The sequence below is a fragment of the Thermoanaerobacter uzonensis DSM 18761 genome, from assembly GCF_900129115.1.
In the GTDB taxonomy this organism is placed as follows: Bacteria; Bacillota; Thermoanaerobacteria; order Thermoanaerobacterales; family Thermoanaerobacteraceae; genus Thermoanaerobacter; species Thermoanaerobacter uzonensis.
This window is the reverse complement of the sequence record NZ_FQUR01000021.1, coordinates 13,493-33,143: the sequence shown is the minus strand read 5'-3', so window position 1 is coordinate 33,143 and position 19,651 is coordinate 13,493. Positions and strand designations below refer to the sequence as shown.

The 19,651-nt window shown below is 28.6% G+C and carries 13 protein-coding genes and 1 pseudogene; 13 read left to right on the top strand and 1 reads right to left on the bottom strand.

Going from position 1 to position 19,651, the window contains the following annotated elements:
- Positions 1 to 184 precede the first annotated feature (184 nt).
- Positions 185 to 315: pseudogene (locus tag BUB32_RS13160) on the bottom strand (IS110 family transposase); the annotation flags it as partial.
- A gap of 181 nt (positions 316 to 496) precedes the next feature.
- On the opposite strand from BUB32_RS13160, the gene csx20 reads away from it, so the two are divergent.
- From csx20 to BUB32_RS11155, 13 genes are all read left to right on the top strand, one after another.
- Positions 497 to 907, top strand: a complete 411-nt coding sequence (gene csx20 / locus BUB32_RS11210; RefSeq protein WP_084727015.1) for a CRISPR-associated protein Csx20 — start codon at positions 497 to 499, stop codon at positions 905 to 907.
- Positions 908 to 909: 2 nt separating this feature from the next.
- On the top strand, positions 910 to 2,199 hold the full coding sequence (gene csx2, locus BUB32_RS11205; RefSeq protein ID WP_072969456.1) for a TIGR02221 family CRISPR-associated protein: 1,290 nt from the start codon (positions 910 to 912) through the stop codon (positions 2,197 to 2,199).
- Positions 2,200 to 2,252: 53 nt separating this feature from the next.
- Entirely contained in the window at positions 2,253 to 3,296 is a 1,044-nt protein-coding gene (locus BUB32_RS11200; protein WP_234949282.1) for a DUF1887 domain-containing protein, read from the top strand.
- Positions 3,272 to 3,574: a hypothetical protein gene (locus BUB32_RS13155; RefSeq protein WP_234949281.1), complete on the top strand. Its 303-nt coding sequence runs from the start codon at positions 3,272 to 3,274 to the stop codon at positions 3,572 to 3,574. The genes BUB32_RS11200 and BUB32_RS13155 overlap by 25 nt, the downstream gene beginning before the upstream one ends.
- Positions 3,571 to 5,127 (top strand): Cas10/Cmr2 second palm domain-containing protein, encoded by a 1,557-nt coding sequence (locus BUB32_RS11195; protein ID WP_072969455.1) that lies wholly within the window; start codon positions 3,571 to 3,573, stop codon positions 5,125 to 5,127. Before BUB32_RS13155 ends, BUB32_RS11195 begins: the two co-directional genes overlap by 4 nt.
- Positions 5,124 to 7,325, top strand: coding sequence for an RAMP superfamily CRISPR-associated protein (locus tag BUB32_RS11190; protein WP_072969454.1), 2,202 nt, complete (start codon positions 5,124 to 5,126; stop codon positions 7,323 to 7,325). Before BUB32_RS11195 ends, BUB32_RS11190 begins: the two co-directional genes overlap by 4 nt.
- Positions 7,318 to 8,751 (top strand): RAMP superfamily CRISPR-associated protein, encoded by a 1,434-nt coding sequence (locus BUB32_RS11185; RefSeq protein WP_072969453.1) that lies wholly within the window; start codon positions 7,318 to 7,320, stop codon positions 8,749 to 8,751. Before BUB32_RS11190 ends, BUB32_RS11185 begins: the two co-directional genes overlap by 8 nt.
- Complete coding sequence (gene csx19, locus BUB32_RS11180) at positions 8,741 to 9,319, top strand: type III-D CRISPR-associated protein Csx19 (RefSeq protein WP_072969452.1); 579 nt, start codon at positions 8,741 to 8,743, stop codon at positions 9,317 to 9,319. Before BUB32_RS11185 ends, csx19 begins: the two co-directional genes overlap by 11 nt.
- A gap of 18 nt (positions 9,320 to 9,337) precedes the next feature.
- Positions 9,338 to 11,239 carry a TIGR03986 family type III CRISPR-associated RAMP protein gene (locus tag BUB32_RS11175; protein WP_072969451.1) on the top strand — a complete coding sequence of 634 codons (1,902 nt, stop codon included), beginning with the start codon at positions 9,338 to 9,340 and terminating at the stop codon, positions 11,237 to 11,239.
- Between the two features lie 418 nt (positions 11,240 to 11,657).
- Positions 11,658 to 12,566 carry a restriction endonuclease gene (locus BUB32_RS11170; protein ID WP_072969450.1) on the top strand — a complete coding sequence of 303 codons (909 nt, stop codon included), beginning with the start codon at positions 11,658 to 11,660 and terminating at the stop codon, positions 12,564 to 12,566.
- A gap of 161 nt (positions 12,567 to 12,727) precedes the next feature.
- On the top strand, positions 12,728 to 15,169 hold the full coding sequence (locus tag BUB32_RS11165; protein ID WP_072969449.1) for a type I restriction-modification system subunit M: 2,442 nt from the start codon (positions 12,728 to 12,730) through the stop codon (positions 15,167 to 15,169).
- Positions 15,162 to 16,487 carry a restriction endonuclease subunit S gene (locus tag BUB32_RS11160; protein ID WP_072969448.1) on the top strand — a complete coding sequence of 442 codons (1,326 nt, stop codon included), beginning with the start codon at positions 15,162 to 15,164 and terminating at the stop codon, positions 16,485 to 16,487. The genes BUB32_RS11165 and BUB32_RS11160 overlap by 8 nt, the downstream gene beginning before the upstream one ends.
- The gene (locus tag BUB32_RS11155) at positions 16,474 to 19,650 is read left to right on the top strand and encodes a type I restriction endonuclease subunit R (protein WP_072969447.1); all 3,177 of its coding nucleotides are present in this window, start codon (positions 16,474 to 16,476) and stop codon (positions 19,648 to 19,650) included. The genes BUB32_RS11160 and BUB32_RS11155 overlap by 14 nt, the downstream gene beginning before the upstream one ends.
- The last annotated feature ends 1 nt before the right edge of the window (position 19,651 follow it).

The following is a 19,651-nucleotide window of genomic DNA, read 5'->3' as shown; positions in this document are numbered from 1 at the left end:
TAAGTTTTTAGCTTACCTATAAGGAATTGAAACTATTCAATTGCCCGGAAGCCTTGATTTTACTGGAGCTTTTTTAGCCTACCTATCCTGAAAATAGTGTCTCTCAAAGAGGCAACAAAAAACTAAACCCATATCGATGTAAAAATATGGGATAAATAAATGGTTAATAAAGTTAAATTAAAAATTAAGACACTGCAGATTCGACCGTGACCTTAAGACCTAAAGACTCTAGCTTTTTTTAAAGATTGACGAATAATCATATTACGATTTTTTCTCTTCATAATAAGTAGGACCTAATTCAATATATGGTTGCTTATTGAATTTTTTTCATTTTATTATGGTACTCAACGACATTTTTATATAAAAATACAATTCTTTAAAAGGAATTTGGAAAGTTATGTAGAATATTGATATATAAGATAATATTTAATATTTGAAGTACAAAAATTGTCAAAAAATAAAGTTTTTAGAATTTAATGAAAAGAAGGTTTATAAGATGAAGCAAACAGATTTGAAAAGGATGTTTTTAATATTTTCTCATGAACTTACAGATTTTCAAAAAAAAGATGCCATTGCAAATTTAGGCATAGATGAGTTTGTATATTTGCCAGATAATTTAAAGGTCCAATGGTCAGATATTTCTCCATACGATGATAACTTAACTTTTTGTTTACAAGATTTAATTAGTTGGTTAAATATTAATGCAAGAAAAGGCGATTATGTACTTGTACAAGGAGATTTTGGAGCTACTTTTTTAATTGTTGATTTTTGTTTAAAAAATGATTTGATTCCTGTTTATTCAACTACAAAAAGAGAAGTTATCACTGAGATTAAAAATGGTGAAAACATAAAAGTAAGTAGATTATTTACCCATGTAAGATTTAGAAAATATGAGAGGTGGACATAGAAATGACTATTAAGTTTTTTTCATTTCTCGGCACAGGAGCTTATACTAAGTGTAAATATAAATTTGATAGTATTGAAAGTGGAAGTAGTTGCTATGTACAGGAAGCTCTTATTGATATTTTATTAAAAAATAATGTTAATTTAGAAAGCATATTTATATTTAAAACTGAAGAGGCTACTAATGCAAATTGGTTTAAAAATAAGAAATATCCAAATGATCCTGGTTTAAAACAGGTTTTAGACAAATATAAAGGCAAACTAAGTATTAATTATGTTGATATACCCTCAGGACAAAATGAAAATGAACTTTGGGAAATATTTGATAAAGTTTTAGAACAAATAGATAAGGGGGATGAAATAATATTTGATATTACACATTCATTTCGCTCAATTCCAATACTGGCACTAATTATTTTAAATTATGCCAAATTTATTAGAAAATGTGAAATAAAAGGCATATATTATGGAGCAATAGAAGCAGTTGGTAAGGAAATAAAAGATATTGAAGAATCAGATATAGCTCCTATATTTGACCTCACACCTTTTGTAAGACTACTTGATTGGACCGTAGGAATTGATCGGTTTATAGAAACTGGTGATGCTAGACACATAAATTATTTAATGAAATTAGGCACTAAAGAGTTGCACCTTAAAGGTATGAAAGATGAGAGAAATATATTAAGTGACTTTGCACAAAAACTAGAAAAATACACAAAAAATGTTGCTACATGTAGAGGTAAAGAAATCTCTAAGGGTGGATTAGAATTAAAGAATACACTTGAATACGCTGTACGTATAGCAGATAAGGCATATATTAAGCCAATGAAACCAGTAATAGATAGGTTAAATGATAGATTTAAAAATTTTAGTGACGATGAAAATAAAAACATGCTTGAAATAGTCAAATGGTGCAGTGAACATAGTCTTATACAGCAGGGCTTTACTATACTCGAAGAAGGAATTATAAATTTTTTCTGTAATAAATTAGGATTTGATAAAAATAATAAAAATCAAAGGGAGATTATTGAAAATGCTATATATATTAAGCATCGTTCTTTACCGGAGAATAAATGGAGAGTAATAGCACTTAAAAATAAAAAAGTAGTTGATAGTATTTTAAAAACGTTAAATAGCGAAAACTACCAAAACTTAATAAGAATATTATATACAGAGATAAAACCTTTGCGTAATGATATTAATCATGCAGGATATAAAGACAATCCAATGAATGCAAAGAAGTTTGAAGATAAATTAAATGAGTTAATAAATAAGGTAGAAAAATATATAGTTTAAATTTGAACTTCTAAAAATTAAGATAATGTTTTTGTTTAAGGGGGATTAAAACTGTGAATGAGAAAGTCTTGGTATTACTTATAGGCACAAATCCATTGCCAAATTATGTTGTAGGAAGTTATTTAAAAGAAAATTATAATAAATTTGTATTAATTTACTCAGAAAGAAATGATAAAATTAATCAGAGTAGTACAAAGGATTATGCTGAAAAGTTAAAAGAACATTTAGATTTAAATAATAATTGTGTCCTATTACCTCTTTCTGATATATCTAATCCAAAGAGTATAAGAAATGATTTAGAAATATTTCCGAAAGAAAAGATTGATGAAGTTCATCTAAATTATACTGGTGGTACAAAAACAATGGTTGCTCATGTGTATAATTTTCTAAAAGAAAAGTTTGGTGACAAATTTAATGCCTCTTATTTAGATGCAAGAAGTTATAAACTTGTATATGATTATAATGAAAAAGATATAATTCTAAAAGATAAAATAAAAATAGACATAAAGACACTCTTGTCAATTCATTTGTATGATAAAGATGTTAGTTTTGAAATTTATGATACATATAGTTATAAGCAAAAATTTGCAGATAGTTTTGATAATATATCACAGGAAATAGAAAATGCTATTAAAGGTGGTAAAGGTGAAGAATTTCTAAAATGGTTGGAGGATCCTTTTAGAAAAATTTTTAAAGGACCTGATAAAATTTTGGAAAATAAAGGTAAATTTAAGCAGCACATTGATAATCTTTCTGAACATAATTGTTTACCAATAATTAAATTTAATTATTATACTCCTAATTTTATTTGGGATATTTTAAATGCATTTCCTGAAGGTAAAAGAATAAATGATGGAAAAAACTTATGGATACCGGATGACAGTATAAGCAATACACTGTTTTCTGATCGTATAAAAGATACTGTTAAATTTTTAGATGGAAAATGGTTTGAATGGTATGTTTATAATGAAATAAGAAATGAATTATTGAATAGAGGACTACAAGAAGGAAAACATTTTGGCATATCATTAAAAGCACGTAAGGAAAATTCACCCAATTTTGAATTAGATATTTGTATAATCATGGCTACCAATTAATAGGAATATCGCTAACAACTTCAACAAGACAAGGAGAGTGCAAATTAAAAGGCTTTGAAGTTATCCATAGGGTAAGACAAATAGGTGGCGATGAAAGTAAAGCAATATTAATAACAGGACTAAAAAAAGAATATAAAGAGGATAGCAATAGAGGTACTAAAAAATTGCAAGAAGATTTATCCTTTGTAACAGGAACAGCAGAAGATAAGATTGTTGTTTTCGGCGTAGATGATTGGGCAGATATTGGAGATAAAATTTGTGAGGAGGTATTTAGATGAAATTAAGTGCAGTTTTAATTGATACAGTATCAATACAGGAATATATTTTTTTAAGCAATAAGCTAAAAGAAAATATTGGTGCATCGTTTTTGGTTAAAAAAATATATGAAGATATTTTAAAAGAAGCTTTAAAAGTAACGTTTAGTAGGGATATAGACATTAAGGAATGGGAAAATGATCCTACAAATATCAAAATAAACCAAGACAGTGAAGAAGTTGAGATAGGATATATAGGCGGAGGGAATGCATTAGTTTTATTTAAAGATAAATATAAAACTACAGAATTTATAAAAAATTATACGAAGCTTCTTTTAGTTAAAGTGCCAGGTTTAAAAACAGCTTTTGGAATAATACACGATTTTGATTTAGATAATTTTAAAAATTCTATGAAAAATTTACACGAGAATTTAAGAGAAAATAAAAACAAATATTCCCCTAATGTAACATTACCTAAATATGGTTTTACACTTGATTGTCCAAGAACTAATGAAAGTGCAGAAAATTTTGAGGATCCAGAAAGAGCCGAAAGTTTTAACGAACAAGATGCAAAAATAAAATACATTTCTTCAGTAGCTTGGACCAAATTAAAATTTTCAGACAAAGCTAAAGATGAAATGATAGATAAAATAAATGATATACTCAATGATAAATATACTTTAACAAATGACATCGAAAAATTAGGTCAACAAGAAGGCAAAGACTATATTGCTGTTGTGCATATTGATGGGAATAAAATGGGTGAGAGATTTTCAAAATGCGAAAGTCTTTCAGAATATAGGAAGCTGTCGATTGGCGTGAGAAATGCTACAGAAAAGACATTTAAAAAAATGATAGAGATTTTAATAAAACAAATTAAGAAAAATAAAGCTTTTGATTTAAAGAATGGAGAATTTAAACTAAGTACGGAAAATGGAAAGATTATATTGCCAATAAGACCCATTGTCTTAGGCGGGGATGATATAACTTTTATTTCAGATGGCAGATTGGGGATTTGGTTAGCTGAAATATTTATTAAGGAATTTGCTAATCACAGCATAAATAACGAGCCTTTATCTGTATGTGGGGGGGTAAGTATTGTAAAGACAAAATATCCCTTTTATAGGGCTTATAAGTTAGCAGAAGGTTTAATTGACAAAGCTAAAAAGGAATCGAGAAAAAAGGAAGGTTCTTATATTGACTTTTTTATCTCTTCATCTGGTTGGAGCGGCAGCTTAGATGGTATTATAAATAAGCATTTATCAACTGTAAATGGAAATCTTCATTTTGGACCTTATCGGGTTGACAAAACAAATGAAGAGAAGTCATTAGAAAATTTAAAATATATTGTTAAAGAATTTAAAAATATTCCCAAAAATAAAATTATGAAATTAAGAGAAATTTTATTTGAAGATAAAGATAATGCGAAAATTTATGTGAAAGAATTAAAAGCTAAAGGAGTAAAGCTACCACAGATAAAAGGAATGTATTATCATGAACATATATGGCAAAACAAAGAGACACCATATTTTGATGCTATAGAGCTTATAGATTTTTATCCGGAGGGATTATTATGAAAATTGGTATAAAATTATTATCATATACGTTATCAAGTTCTGGAGAAGGTGCAGGTATAATAGATAGCGATGTAGTATTAGATGACCTTGGATTTCCCTACATTCCTTCAAGACGTGTAAAAGGTGTATTAAAAGAAAGTGCAAAAGAAGTTTGCGATATGTTAGGTTTAGAAGATTATAGTATTGTTAAAAGCATATTTGGGGAAGATGGTTTTGTAGAAGGAAAGCTGCATATAGGTAATTTATACATAAATGATTATGAGAATATAAGAGAAGAAGTTGAAAACTTAAAACGTGATAAAAAAAGCACATATAACATTTTTATACATCCTTCTCAAATTGCATCTTATTATACATCTATAAGGCAGCAAACTTCTATAGATGAAGATGGTGAAATTGCTAAAGAGGGTTCACTTAGGACATTTCGAGTTTTAAAGCCAGGTTTAAAATTTGAAGGTGAACTTTATGAAATAACTTCTTTGAGCAAAAAAGAAAACGCTCTATTGTATTTGGCTGCAATTAATCTAAAAAGAATTGGTACATCAAGAAATCGTGGATTTGGTGAAATAAAATGCACTATTGAAGATATTAAAATTAGCAGTATTGATGATGCTATTCAATATTTAAATAATGATAATGATAAAAATATCACAGAAGAGATTAAATCTTCTGATTCAGGAAAATTTAATGCTAATAAAAAAGGAAATATAAAAAAATTATCTTACAAAATAACTATATTATCTCCGATTGTATTAGCAAAAGAGATAGGAGAGCAAAACACAATTAATACAGAAAAATATATACCATCTACAACAATTAGAGGTTTATTTGCGAATAAATTTATAAAGGAATTTAATTTAAGTAATGCTGCCCATAAAGATGACAATTTTTATAATTTATTTTTAAAAAATGAGATTTTATTTACTTCTGCATATCCCTTTAAAAAAGATAAAACTTACTACCCAGCACTTTATTTACATAAAGAAAAAGGAGAAGATTCCGATCAAATGTACAATATTTTAGAAAAAGTTCCTGAAAGCATAAAAACAAAGCCAGTGAATAAAATGGTTTATTATAATAGCGATAAAATTTATTCCCATGACGTCTCAACAACATTTTATTTTCATAATGCAAGAAACAGAGAAAAAGGACATGCTACAGGAGAAGAAATCTTTTATTATGAGGCAATAAACGAAGGAGAAGAATTCAAAGGATTTATTATAGGTGATGAGGGATACCTTGAAGAAATAAAAAGAATATTTGGTGACAACTTTACCTCTTTTATTGGTAGATCAAAAAGTGCACAATATGGCTTAGTAAATATAGAATTTGGCGATTTAGAAGACACAGACGATTTAGAAGATGTGAAAGATGAGTTTATTATAGTAGCAACTTCTCCTGTTATTTTATATAACGAATGGGGTTTTCCTGATATATCTGTGAAAGCATTAGAAAATTACCTAAAAAAACACTTTGATTGTTTCAATATTACTGTAGAAAAAATTATTGCAAAAACCGAGTATGTTGAAAACTTTATTGGTGTTTGGAGAATGAAAAATACGCGTGAATTAGCTTATTCACCAGGTTCTGCATTCAAAATAAAAATTGAGGGTTGTAATGATTTAAAAGAAAAATTAAATTCTCTTTTAATATATGGTTTTGGAGAAAAAACAGAATTAGGATTTGGCAGGGTCAAGGTATATTCGTCTTTGGAAGAAAATTATGAGAGGAAATATGATGAAGAAGATGGACATAAGGGAATAATCATCCAATATTCAAAGGCTATTTTAGAAAATATAGTAAAACAAAAAGCAGAAGAAATTTTAAAATTTAAAGCTTTTGAAAAAGCAGAGGATTATAAAAACAGAAAAGAAACCATTTCAAACAATTTAATAGGACGGCTTGAAGGGATGCTGTTTAAAACTAATAAATTTGATGATTGGAAAACAAAATTAAAAGATTTGGAGAAAAAGCCTGCTGGTGAAACCTTAAAAAATTTAAATTTATGGGATAATTTATATAAATTAGATATTTTTAATAATAATTCAAATGAAATTGAATTTTATGACAAATTATCAAAAGCTGTTGGAGAATTAAAGATACAGTTGGATAATTTTAATCTGTCAAAAACATACTGGATTAGCTTCTTTAGATATTTAAGATTATTTAAAAAGCAGGGGGGAGAAAAAGATGAATGATAATTCTAAACTTGCAAGTATTATTGTTATAGAAGGTATTTTAGAAAACACTTCACCTTTTGTAATTGGTACGGGTAAAGGTGATATTATTGATATAGAAATTATAAAAGATGAGAATGGCAATCCTTATATACCAGCAACTTCTTTTGTGGGGGCATTAAGACACCATATTTCGAAAAATTTTAAAGAAGAAGATAAAGAAACATGGGAGTATTTTTGGGGTTCTAAAAATCTAAATAACAATAAAGCTGTTCAAAGTCATTTTATTCTTAGTGATTTGAAGATTTTAAAAATTATGGACAACCCTAAAGAAGACTTGATAACTGTTAGAGATGGTGTGGCAATAGATGAAAAAACTGGAACTGCAAAAGAGAAAGCAAAATATGATTATGAAATAGTTAATAAAGACTTAGAATTTGAATTTAAAGCTGAAATTAAGATAAGGAAAAGCTTTAAAAATAAGACAAATGATATTCTAAAAATATTAAAAACTATAATTACTGAGTTTGAGGCTGGTAATGTTCAGTTTGGTGCATTTACTACTAAAGGATTTGGAAGATTTAAGTTAAAAAACTTTCAGATATTAAAATTTGATTTTCCTAATGATGGGATAAATTATTTGAAATTCTTACAGAATGAGTATTTGCCAGAAGATAAACTTGATTTAAAGAAGATAGAACTTGATTTAAGCAAGATAGATATACTTTCTAAAAAAGATAATGCTGATTGTATTATAACTGCAGATTTTTCAATAAAGAGCTCACTTATTATAAGTTCATATACAACGGACTCCAAAGATCCGGATAAAGTACACATAAAATATAATGGCAAAAATGTTTTAACTGGAACTTCACTAAAAGGTGCGATAAGATCGAGAGCTTTTAAGATAGTAAACACATTATGCAAGAATAATCAAGAAGAAAATGATGATTTAAAAAAATTATTTGGCTGGGCTGATACAGAAAATAAAGAAGAGACTAAATACAAAAGCAGAGTAATTATTGATGAGAGTATAGTTGAGAATGTGATTGAAAAAGAGCAGGCAAGAATAAAGATTGATAGATTTACAGGAGGAGTAATTGCAGGTGCTTTATTTCAATCTAAACCTCTTTGGCATAATGATGAAAATGTGCGATTAAAAATAAAAATTAAAGATGCAAAAGACTGGGAAATTGGGCTTTTACTTTTAGTATTGAAAGACTTATGGAATGAAGATTTGCCTATTGGCGGAGAAAAAAATATAGGAAGAGGAGTCTTAAAAGGTAAAGGGATAGAAATTGAATATAATGTAGAAAAATATACTATTCAAAAAAGTGAAGATGATAAAAGGACAAACAAAGTATTAGTTAATGATAAAGATAAAGAGAAATTAGAAAATTTTGTTAAAGAATTCTTAAAAAAAGCGAGGGATTGGGATGCTAAATGATATTTATGAAATCAAAACAATTTATTCAAAAGTTGAACAAAAAGATATGGACAATGAATTAAACAATGATGCATTTATTCAAAAAATAAAAGATGTTGGCAAAGGATATATAGTATGCTGGCTTGATTATGCAGTTTTATTTGGAACAGTACAAAATGGTGAAATCAAATTTTACAATAATGAATCACCTAATTTTAAAAAATATCTTCAAAAAATGAGAATATTTAATGAAAAGGAAGAATTGTATATTTGGAGGTCAGAAAACAAATTTAAATATAGATACAGGAAAGAAGATGCTGATGCAAAAGAGAATCAAATAGAATATATTGATGCTAAGCAAATAATGTATGGAAGTAAATTTGAAGATAAAGGTAATTTTATAGAAGTTTCTGAAAAAAGAGGAATTAGATATATAGTACCAAGGGAATTTATAGGTAATAACTCAATTGAGGACCTAAACAATAATAAGAAAAGTTTAGTGTTACATACGAGAAATTATATAGGCTACAATGAAATTGGACAAGCTGGTTTTGTTGACAGTAGGTTTTTAAAAATATCAGTTATTTAATGTTTGGAGGTTATTATTATGGAAAAAACTAAAATCAGCTTACAAAAAACAAAAAAAGGATATGATTATTTATTAACTTTTGATAATAGTAAAGAAAATAATCAGTCAAATATACCGAAAAACTTAAATTATAAAAACAAAGGGAAAACAGAAAATCGTCAGAAAAACTATGAACCTCAACAAAAAACGCAATTTGGAATACCTGCTAAAGCTCCGTATAATTTTATTCCACTAAATGAATGTGTAGTAAAAGCACAGGATATTCCGGAATTTAATAAATTTCATGATGATAGATATTCAGGATATATAGACATTACGATTACAACAAAAACACCTATATATATAAGGCGAGATAAAGAAGAAAGTGATTTTTTTTCTATGAAAAGTGGATCACCAATAATTCCTGGCAGTTCTTTGAGAGGTATGATTAGAAATTTAGTAGAGATAGTTTCTTTTGGGAAATTTAATTTTTTTGAAGATAAGAGAAGGTTATATTATAGAGACGTTGCAGGTAAGAAGTCTTCTCTAAAAGATCTATATTCTTCAAAGATTGATAAAGATAAAATAAAGGCGGGATATCTTGTATATGATAATGGGAAGTATAAGATTATTCCAGCAAGCTATGATAGATTTAAAGATACATCTAAAGAGTTTGTACTTGAAAAATATAATAATAGCTATAAAATATGGTCTGGATACATAAATATGAAAAGAAAAAATTGGATTATAAAATCTATCAGTAGTTTAGATAATTTTATAGAGTTATCCGAAAATGACATAAAAGACTATAAAAACGATATAAATAGAAATTTACCAGAATACTATGACCTTTTAAAAATGGCTAAGGATAAAGAGGTTACGTTACCAAACAATGAAAAAGTAGAATTACCTAATGGTGTTCCTGTATTTTATGTTGAATATGTAGATAAAAAAGGAAATAAAAAAACAGCATTTGGTCATACGGGATTCTTTAGATTGCCTTATGATTTAACAATAGGTGAACATGTACCCGAAAACTTAAAATCAGATAATATAACAGATTTTGCAGAAGCTATTTTTGGGAAAGAGAGCAAATGGGCAAGTAGAATATTTTTTGAAGATGCTGTTTTAGATGAGGGTCAAAGTGATATATTTATGAAAGAGACATCGCCTAAGATTCTTGCATCACCAAAACCTACAGCTTTTCAGCTTTACTTAGAGCAACCTGATGGAGAAAATACTAAATTAACGGATATAAAACATTGGGACAATGAAGATACACTTATTAGAGGCTATAAACTTTACTGGCATAGGAATACACCTGATAATTCAGCAGACAAATATAGTTGGAATGAAGGAAAAGTAATAAATGATACTCAGCATACTATTATAAAACCAATTAAAAGAAATGTTAAATTCAAATCACGTATACGTTTTGAAAATCTTACAAAGGAAGAATTAGGTGCATTACTATTTGTATTAGATTTACAAGAAAATCATTATCACAAGATCGGTATGGGCAAACCATTAGGTTTAGGTAGTATAGAAATAAAACCGAGTTTGTTTATATTTGATAGAAAAGCAAGATATACATCATTGTTTAATAATGATACATGGAATTTAGGAGATGAGGATAAAACAGGTGAAATAAATGACTTTAAAGAAGCATTTGAAAATTATATTTTAAGAAACATTTCTAATAATGATAAGGGCAATGCAAGTTCCCTTTGGGAAACTCCAAGGCTAAAACAGTTAAAAATAATGTTAAACTGGAATAATATAAAGATTACTAATTGGCTTAAGAAAACAAGATATATGATGATAGAATGTCCACAGGGCGATTCGGATTATGGCTGTATTTGCTCTGATTCCAGGAGGAATACATGTAATGAATACAAAGATAGGCCTGTTTTACCAAAACCGGAAAAGGTGATACAATAAATATTGTATAAAATCTAGCAAAAAAGGTTTTTATTAATTTTATATAAAAAAAGAAAGCTATACTCATGAGTTTGCTATGAAAAAGTAAACTCGTGTTGTTTACAATAAATTTGAAGGAAAAATCAAACTCCTTACAGAATTTGATTTTACACAGAATATACCAAGAGTTCAAGAAGCAGGCTATTTTATAAAGGTAGGTAGTAAAATTTCAAACTTTAATGGGATTGATTTAAGTAAATATCGGCTTATTAAGGGCAAATTTACAAAGATAGATTAATTATATTATAAAATTATATGCTATAAAAAACAGGCATACATTAATACATATTGCCTGTTTTTATTTTCATGTATAGTTTTAGAGGATTTTGCAAAGTTTTGTTGAATATATATAAATATGCTTTACATGGGAGTTGATAAGATGGCTATACCTACATATGAAGAGATTATGTTACCGTTACTTAAAATTCTTTCTGATGGTGGAATACACAAATATAAAGAGTTAGAAGAAAAACTTAAAAATGTATTTAACTTGACAGAAGAAGAAGTAAATTCAAGAAGTGAAAGTGGTGTTAAAATTTTCTATAATAGAATTGGATGGGCGGCTACGTATTTAAAGAAGGAGGGGCTTTTAGAGTCTCCTAAGAGAGGAGAATTCAAAATTACTGAAGAAGGAAGTAAATTGTTGGCAGAGGGAGTTAAGCATTTAGACTATAAATATCTAATGAAATATGATAGTTTTAAAGAATTTAAACTGCATAAAGAGGTAAAAGGTCCAGATGGATATAAGAGAGAGCCAGAAGATAATATGACCCCATTTGAAAGAATTAGCAATGCTTATAATGAAATAAAAGATTCTCTAATAGACGAATTGCTACAAAAACTAAAAGAAGTAGATTCTTATAAGTTTGAAGAAATAGTATTAGATTTGTTAATAAAAATGGGATATGGGGGTTCTAAAGAAGAAGCAAAAGAAAGAACCCAAAAAACAAATGATGAAGGTATAGATGGTATAATAAATGAAGATAAATTAAGGCTTGATAAAATCTATATACAAGCTAAAAGATGGAAAGATAGACCTGTTGGAAGACCAGACGTTCAGGCGTTTGCAGGAGCTTTAGATGGACATGGGGCGAGTAAAGGTATTTTTATAACAACTTCTAATTTTACAAAAGAAGCCAAAGAGTATGTTGAAAGGTTAACAACTAAAAAAATAATTCTAATAGACGGGTACAGATTAGCTGAATATATGATAGATTTTAATGTTGGTGTAATCGTTCAAGAACTATACGAGATAAAAAGAATTGATAATAACTATTTTGAAGAATGACTAAAAATATTAAAAACATTATTATTACATTAAAAAAGGCTAGTTTTCTATGCAAAATTGATTTTTATCGTAAAATTGAAGGAGTATACATAGATAGTGTAGAATATATATAGATACAGTTTTAAAAGGACAAAATATTATTTGCTTTAGGAGGTACATTGATGAATGGCGATAAAATAAGTTTAAGACAGCTTGAAACACATTTGTTTAAGGCGGCAGATATTTTAAGGGGTAAAATGGATGCCTCCGAATATAAAGAATATATATTTGGCATGCTTTTTTTAAAGTATACTTCAGATGTTTTTGAGAGTAAACGAAAAGATTTAATAAATAAATTTACACAAATGGGTTTTTCAAAAGAACAGATTGAAGACTTGTTGGAAGACCCAAGTTCTTATGGTGATACTTTTTTTGTACCTGAAAGAGCAAGATGGGGAAATATACTAAAATTTAAAGAAGATGTTGGCAATAAGTTAAATAAAGCTTTAGGTGCTTTAGAGGAAGCAAATCCTGAACTTGACGGTGTTTTAAAACATATTGATTTTAATGCTGTAAAGGGGAGGTCACGTCTTAAAGACCAGCAGCTTATAGACCTTATAAATCACTTTAATAAATATGAATTACTTCCTTCAAACTTTGAATTCCCTGACCTTCTTGGTGCCGCTTATGAGTATTTATTAAAAGAATTTGCAGATTCGGCAGGCAAAAAAGGGGGGGAATTTTATACGCCCTCTCATGTAAAAAAATTAATGGTAAGACTTGTGAAGCCAAAAGAAGGCATGTTAATATATGACCCAACAGTAGGTTCCGGCGGTTTTTTAATTGAAGCATTTCATTATGTAGAAGAACGAGGACAAAATACAAACAATTTAGGACTATATGGTCAGGAAAACAATGGATTGACGTGGTCTATATGTAAAATGAATATGATTTTACACGGTATTAACGATGCCCATATAGAGAATGAAGATGTACTAACAACTCCTATGTTTTTAGAAAATGGATATATAAAAAAATTTGACATAGTGCTTGCAAATCCACCTTTTTCAGAAAACTATACACGTGCAAATATGCAATTTCAAGAAAGATTTAAATATGGATTTACACCTGAGACAGGAAAAAAAGCTGACCTTATGTTTTTACAGCACATGATTGCGAGCCTAAAAGATAATGGTATTATGGCAACTGTCATGCCTCATGGAGTTTTATTCAGAGGTGGTCAGGAAAAAGTAATTAGAGAAGAAATTGTAAAAGAAGGCATTATAGAAGCAATTATAGGCTTACCCCCTAAGCTTTTTTACAATACAGGCATACCCGCTTGCGTTATTGTGATCAACAAAAACAAACCAGAAAATCTAAAAAACAAGATTTTATTTATAAATGCAGATAGAGAATATGGAGAAGGTAGGAGCCAAAACTTTTTAAGGCCAGAAGACATAGAAAAAATAGTTGATGTATTTGACAGTAAAAAAGATATACCCAAATATTCAAGATTGGTTGATATCAAAGAGATTGAAGAAAATGACTTTAACCTTAATATAAGAAGGTATGTGGATAATTCTCCAGATATAGAAATTAACGATGTTCATGCACATCTTTTTGGTGGTATACCTAAAAAAGAAGTAGCAAATTATGAAGAACAATTTAAGAAATTGCATATTAATTACGAGATTTTACTTGATGAGAAAGACAAAGATTATTTGGAGTTTAAAGATGAAATAAAAGAAAAAAATCAAATTAAAGAAGTTATTGAAGATTCCACTGAAATAAAAAATCTTGCTTTAACTCACGAAGAAAGACTAAATGACTGGTGGAATGATGTTAAGCTACAAATTGAGCAATTTTATGGGAAAAATAATCTCTGGAAATTTAGAGATGAGTCTTTAGCTAAACTAAAAAATACTTTACTGCCAATTGGTACTTTTGATGAATTTAAAATTGCGGGTATATTTGCAAATTGGTGGGAAGACCTTGTTTATGACTTCAAAAGCATAATAAACAATGGATGGAACAAAAATTTAATTGAAAGAGATAGAATTAAGGAAAAATATTTTAAAGAAGATTTAGATGAAATCGAAAATCTGGAAAGCAATCTTAATGAGCTTGAAGGAGATTTGAATGAGATTTTGGAAGAAGTGGAAGACTGGGATGAAGAAGAGCAAGGCGATAAAACTGCAAATAAAGTAAAGGAATTTTTAAAGGATATGATAAAAGACTTAAACAAGCAAAATAATGAAATCTCAAGAAAAGAAGCCATAAAATGGAGTAATTTATTAGAAAAAATTGAGCAAAAAGAAAAAGAAATCAAAAAAATAAAAAAAGCTATAAACGACAAAGAAAAAGAAGTTGAGAAAAAGATAGATGAGAAAATTGAAACACTAACAGAAAGTGAAGTAAAGGAACTCTTACTTGAAAAATTTTTTGAACTCATACAAAATCAACTCGAGAAATATTTAAACGAAGAAAAGAAAGAATTAATAAAGATTTTTGAAAACTTATGGGATAAATATAAAGTTTCTTTAAATGAATTAAGAAATGATAGAGATGAAGAAGTTAAGAAATTAGATGAATTTTTAAAAAGGATGGGATATATTTATGAATGAAAATATTAAACTGCCTGAAGGATGGAAAAAAAATTTTATTGAAAAAGATGTTACTTTAATTTCGGGATTAAGACCTAAAGGTGGTGCTTTAGATAAAGGTATACCGAGTTTAGGAGGAGAACATATTACGCAAAATGGAAAAATAAATTTTTCGTATAATAATGCAAAGTATATACCAGATAAATTTTACAAGCTTATGAAAAAAGGAAAAGCAGAGGAAAATGATATATTAATCAATAAAGATGGAGTAAATACAGGTAAAGTAGCAATATTAAAGGAAAAATTTGCTGAGTATATTGCAATTAATGAACATTTATTTATTATTCGAAGTAAAAAGAATTTTAATCAAAAGTATTTATTTTATTGGATGTTTTCTAGATTTGGACAAAATCAAATTAAAGAAAGGATTTCTGGTTCAGCACAGCCTGGTTTAACATCAAAATTTATTAGAGATTTTATTGTTTTTAGCCCTCCTCTCCCCGAACAACACAAAATTGCTGAGATACTTGAAACAGTTGATGAGGCAATAGAAAAAACAGATAAAATAATAGAAAAATATAATCGCATAAAACAGGGGCTAATGCATGATTTACTAACAAAGGGCATAGATGAAAACTGGCAAATAAGGAATGAAAAAACTCACAAATTCAAGGATTCACCTCTTGGAAAGATACCAGAAGAGTGGGAAGTTGTGAGATTGGGAGAGGTAAGTTTTTTGAAGGGAAGAATTGGCTGGCAAGGGTTGACCACTCAAGAATACTTAGAAGATGGAAAATATTACTTAATTACAGGAGTAAATTTTGAAAATAGCAAAATTAAATGGGAAAGTTGTTTTTATGTAAGTGAGAAAAGATACAACATGGATAAAAATATCCAACTAAAACCCGAAGATATATTAGTCACTAAAGATGGAACGATTGGGAAAGTCGCATATATTGATAAATTACCCAAGAAAGCAACTTTAGGCACTGGAGTTTTTGTATTAAGATCGATTAACAACATTTATTATCCTAAATATCTGTATTATGTTCTCACTTCATTTATTTTTGATAAATTTATTGATAACCTTAAAGCTGGATCTACTATTAACCATTTATACCAAAAAGATTTTGTATTGTTCAAAATCCTCCTACCCCCCATTCCCGAACAAGAACGTATTGCCACAGTTTTATCCCAAATAGATGAAGTTATAGAAAAAGAAAAAGCTTACAAAGAAAAGCTTGAAGGGATTAAAAAGGGACTTATGGAGGATCTGCTTACAGGTAAAGTCAGAGTTAACCATCTTATTGAGGAGGAAAGTATAGATGAGATTGGATGAGGAGCATTATGTTGAAAATAAATTTCTCTCACAACTTCAAAGACTTGGATGGGAAATTTATAGGCAAAATAAAGATAATCCTGAAGAAGTCAGAAAAATATTGTCTTTTAACTCTTCTTTAGAGCCTTTATATGGAGAAAGCATTAAATTTAGAGAAAGTTTTAGAGATGTAATTCTTGAAAGTATTTTAAAAGAGTCTTTAATGAAAATAAATCCATGGATAGAAGAAGACCAGATAAATGAAGTAATAAGGAAGATTGCAACACCCCTTTCTAATTCTTTATTAGAGGCTAATAAGGAAATCCACGACCTATTTTTAGAAAATACCTCTGTATCAGAAAACAGAAAAACTGGTGAAAAAAGTCCAACAGTTAGATTAATTGATTTTAAAAGTATAGATAATAATTCCTTTATTGCAATATCACAATTTAAAGTAAATATAACAGGAACTGAAAAACACATTATTCCTGATATAGTCCTTTTTGTAAATGGATTGCCCGTTGTTGTGGTTGAGTGCAAATCGCCTGCAATATCAGACCCGATTTCTGAAGCAATAGAGCAGCTTATGCGATACAGTAATAGAAGGGGAGCAATTGAAGGTAATGAAAGACTTTTTTGGTATAATATTTTTAATATTGCTACATCAAACCAAGTTGCGAAGTATGGAACAATAACATCAGAGTATGAGCATTTTGTTGAGTGGAAAGATCCTTATCCTTATTCTTTATCCGATATAGGAGAAGAAAACATTACAAGCCAGCAGGTCTTAGTACAAGGAATGCTCTCGAAAGAAAATTTACTTGATATACTTCATACATATACAATTTTTAAAGAGGATTCAAAAGGTACAGTTGTTAAATTTGTTGCAAGATACCAGCAATTTAGAGCTGCAAAGAAGATAATAAAAAAATTGAAAGAAGGTAAAACGCCAGAGGATAGAGGAGGTATAATTTGGCACACTCAGGGTTCTGGTAAATCTTTGACAATGATGTTTGTTGTGAGGGAATTATATCATAATCCTGAATTTGGAGATTATAAAGTTGTTTTTATTACAGACAGAAAAGACCTTGAAAAGCAATTAAATGATACATCTAAAAATGTGGGATTTACTGTAAGAGTTGCGGGAAGCATAAATGATTTAAAAGAAGCTTTAAAAACAAATACGCCAGAGCTTGTAATGGGAATGATACACAAATTTCAAGAAAGAGAGCTTAAAAGTGATTTTCCAGTTCTTAATGAATCCGAAAAAATTTTAATAATGATAGATGAAGCCCATAGGACTCAATATAAATATTTGGGTGCTAATTTAAGAAAATCCCTGCCAAATGCTACAAAGATTGCTTTTACAGGTACGCCAATAGATAAAACTGAAATGACTTTTGGAGATTATATAGATAAGTACAGTATAAGACAATCTGTAGAAGATGGTGTAACTGTAAGTATAGTTTATGAAGGGCGAGTACACAGTGCAGAACTATCAGATGAAGAGGCAGCAAATGCTAAATTTGAAGATGTTTTTAAAGATGCAGATGAAGATACAAAAAGGATGTTAATGGGAAGATTTACATGGAGAGGGTATCTTGAAGATAAAGAGGTAATACGTGATAAAGCTAAAGATATGATAGAACACTATATTACCCATGTATTTCCGAATGGATTTAAGGCACAGGTTGTAGCAGTTTCCCGTCTTGCAGCTATAAGGTATAAAAATGCTTTAGAAGATGCTCTTAAAGAAAAAATAAATGAGATGATGAAGAAAAACTCAAAAATTGATTTGGATACATTAAAAAGATTAGAAGTAGGTGTTGTTATATCAAAAGATCAAAACGATCCTCCAGAATACGAAGAATATACCAATCCTCAAAAACACGATACTATAATTAAAAGCTTCAAACTTCCTTTTGATAAAGGTGGAAATGTTGGGATAATAGTTGTTCAAAGTATGTTGATAACCGGATTTGATGCACCGATAGAACAGGTAATGTATCTTGATAATGTAATAAAGGGACATAATTTGCTGCAGGCTATAGCAAGGGTTAATAGAGCTTATAATAATAAATCCTGTGGTTTTGTGGTTGATTATGTTGGAGTTTTAAAACACCTTAAAGAAGCACTTTCTATATATGCTGATGAAGATATAGAAGAAATATCAGAAGTTGTAATAAATAAAGCAAAAAGTGTTGATGCTCTTAGGTTTTATCATAATTTAATAGGAGAGTTTTTCACTAAAAACGGAATAAAAAATTGGCGTCAGAATATTGAAGAGTGTATTGATATTTTAGTTGATGAGAAAGTCAGAAATGAGTTTATAGATATTGTTCGAAAATTTAACCGGGCTATGGATGAAGTTTTGCCAGATCCTGAAAGCTTAAAATATCTTGCCGATTTAAAAATAATTTCTTTTATAAAAGAGTCTGCAAGAAATAGATATAGAGACAGCAAGTTAAGCGTAAGAGATGCGAGTAATAAAGTAAGAGAAATAATTGAAGAGTATTTGATATCAAAAGGTGTAGATCCTAAAATACCTCCTACACCACTTCTTGAAAATAAATTTATTGATAGTCTTAATAAAAAACCAATAAAGGCAAAAGCACAAGAATTAGAGATTGCAATTAATGAGTACATTAATGAACATTTTGAGGAAGATCCAGAATTATATGAAAGATTTTCTGAAAGGTTAAAAAAACTTCTTGAAGATTATAAAGGGAAATGGGATGAATTATATATTGAATTAGAAAAAGTGAGAGAAGAACTAAAAAAAGGTAGAGAAAATGAGGAAACCTTTGGTTTTGACCCTAAAAAAGATATGCCATTTTTTGGAGTATTAAAAGATAAAATATTTGGTAAAAAATCAATTAATGAGCTTTCAGATAAAGATCTAAACTTTTTAATTGATCTAACAAAAGATGTATTAGAGATGATTAAAAGAGAAATACAAGCAGTTGATTTTTGGGATAATCCAACCAAGCAAAAACGTTTAAAAAGCTATATTTATTCACATTTACTTGAAAAAATTTCTCCCATTCAAAACTATCATGAAAATGTTAAGGAAGATGAAGGAGTATACATTACAAGCAATTTAGATCCAAATATTATATACAACAAAAGAAACGAAATAGCACAAAGATTATTAGAACTTGCTTATCGCCATTATAGGGAGTGAT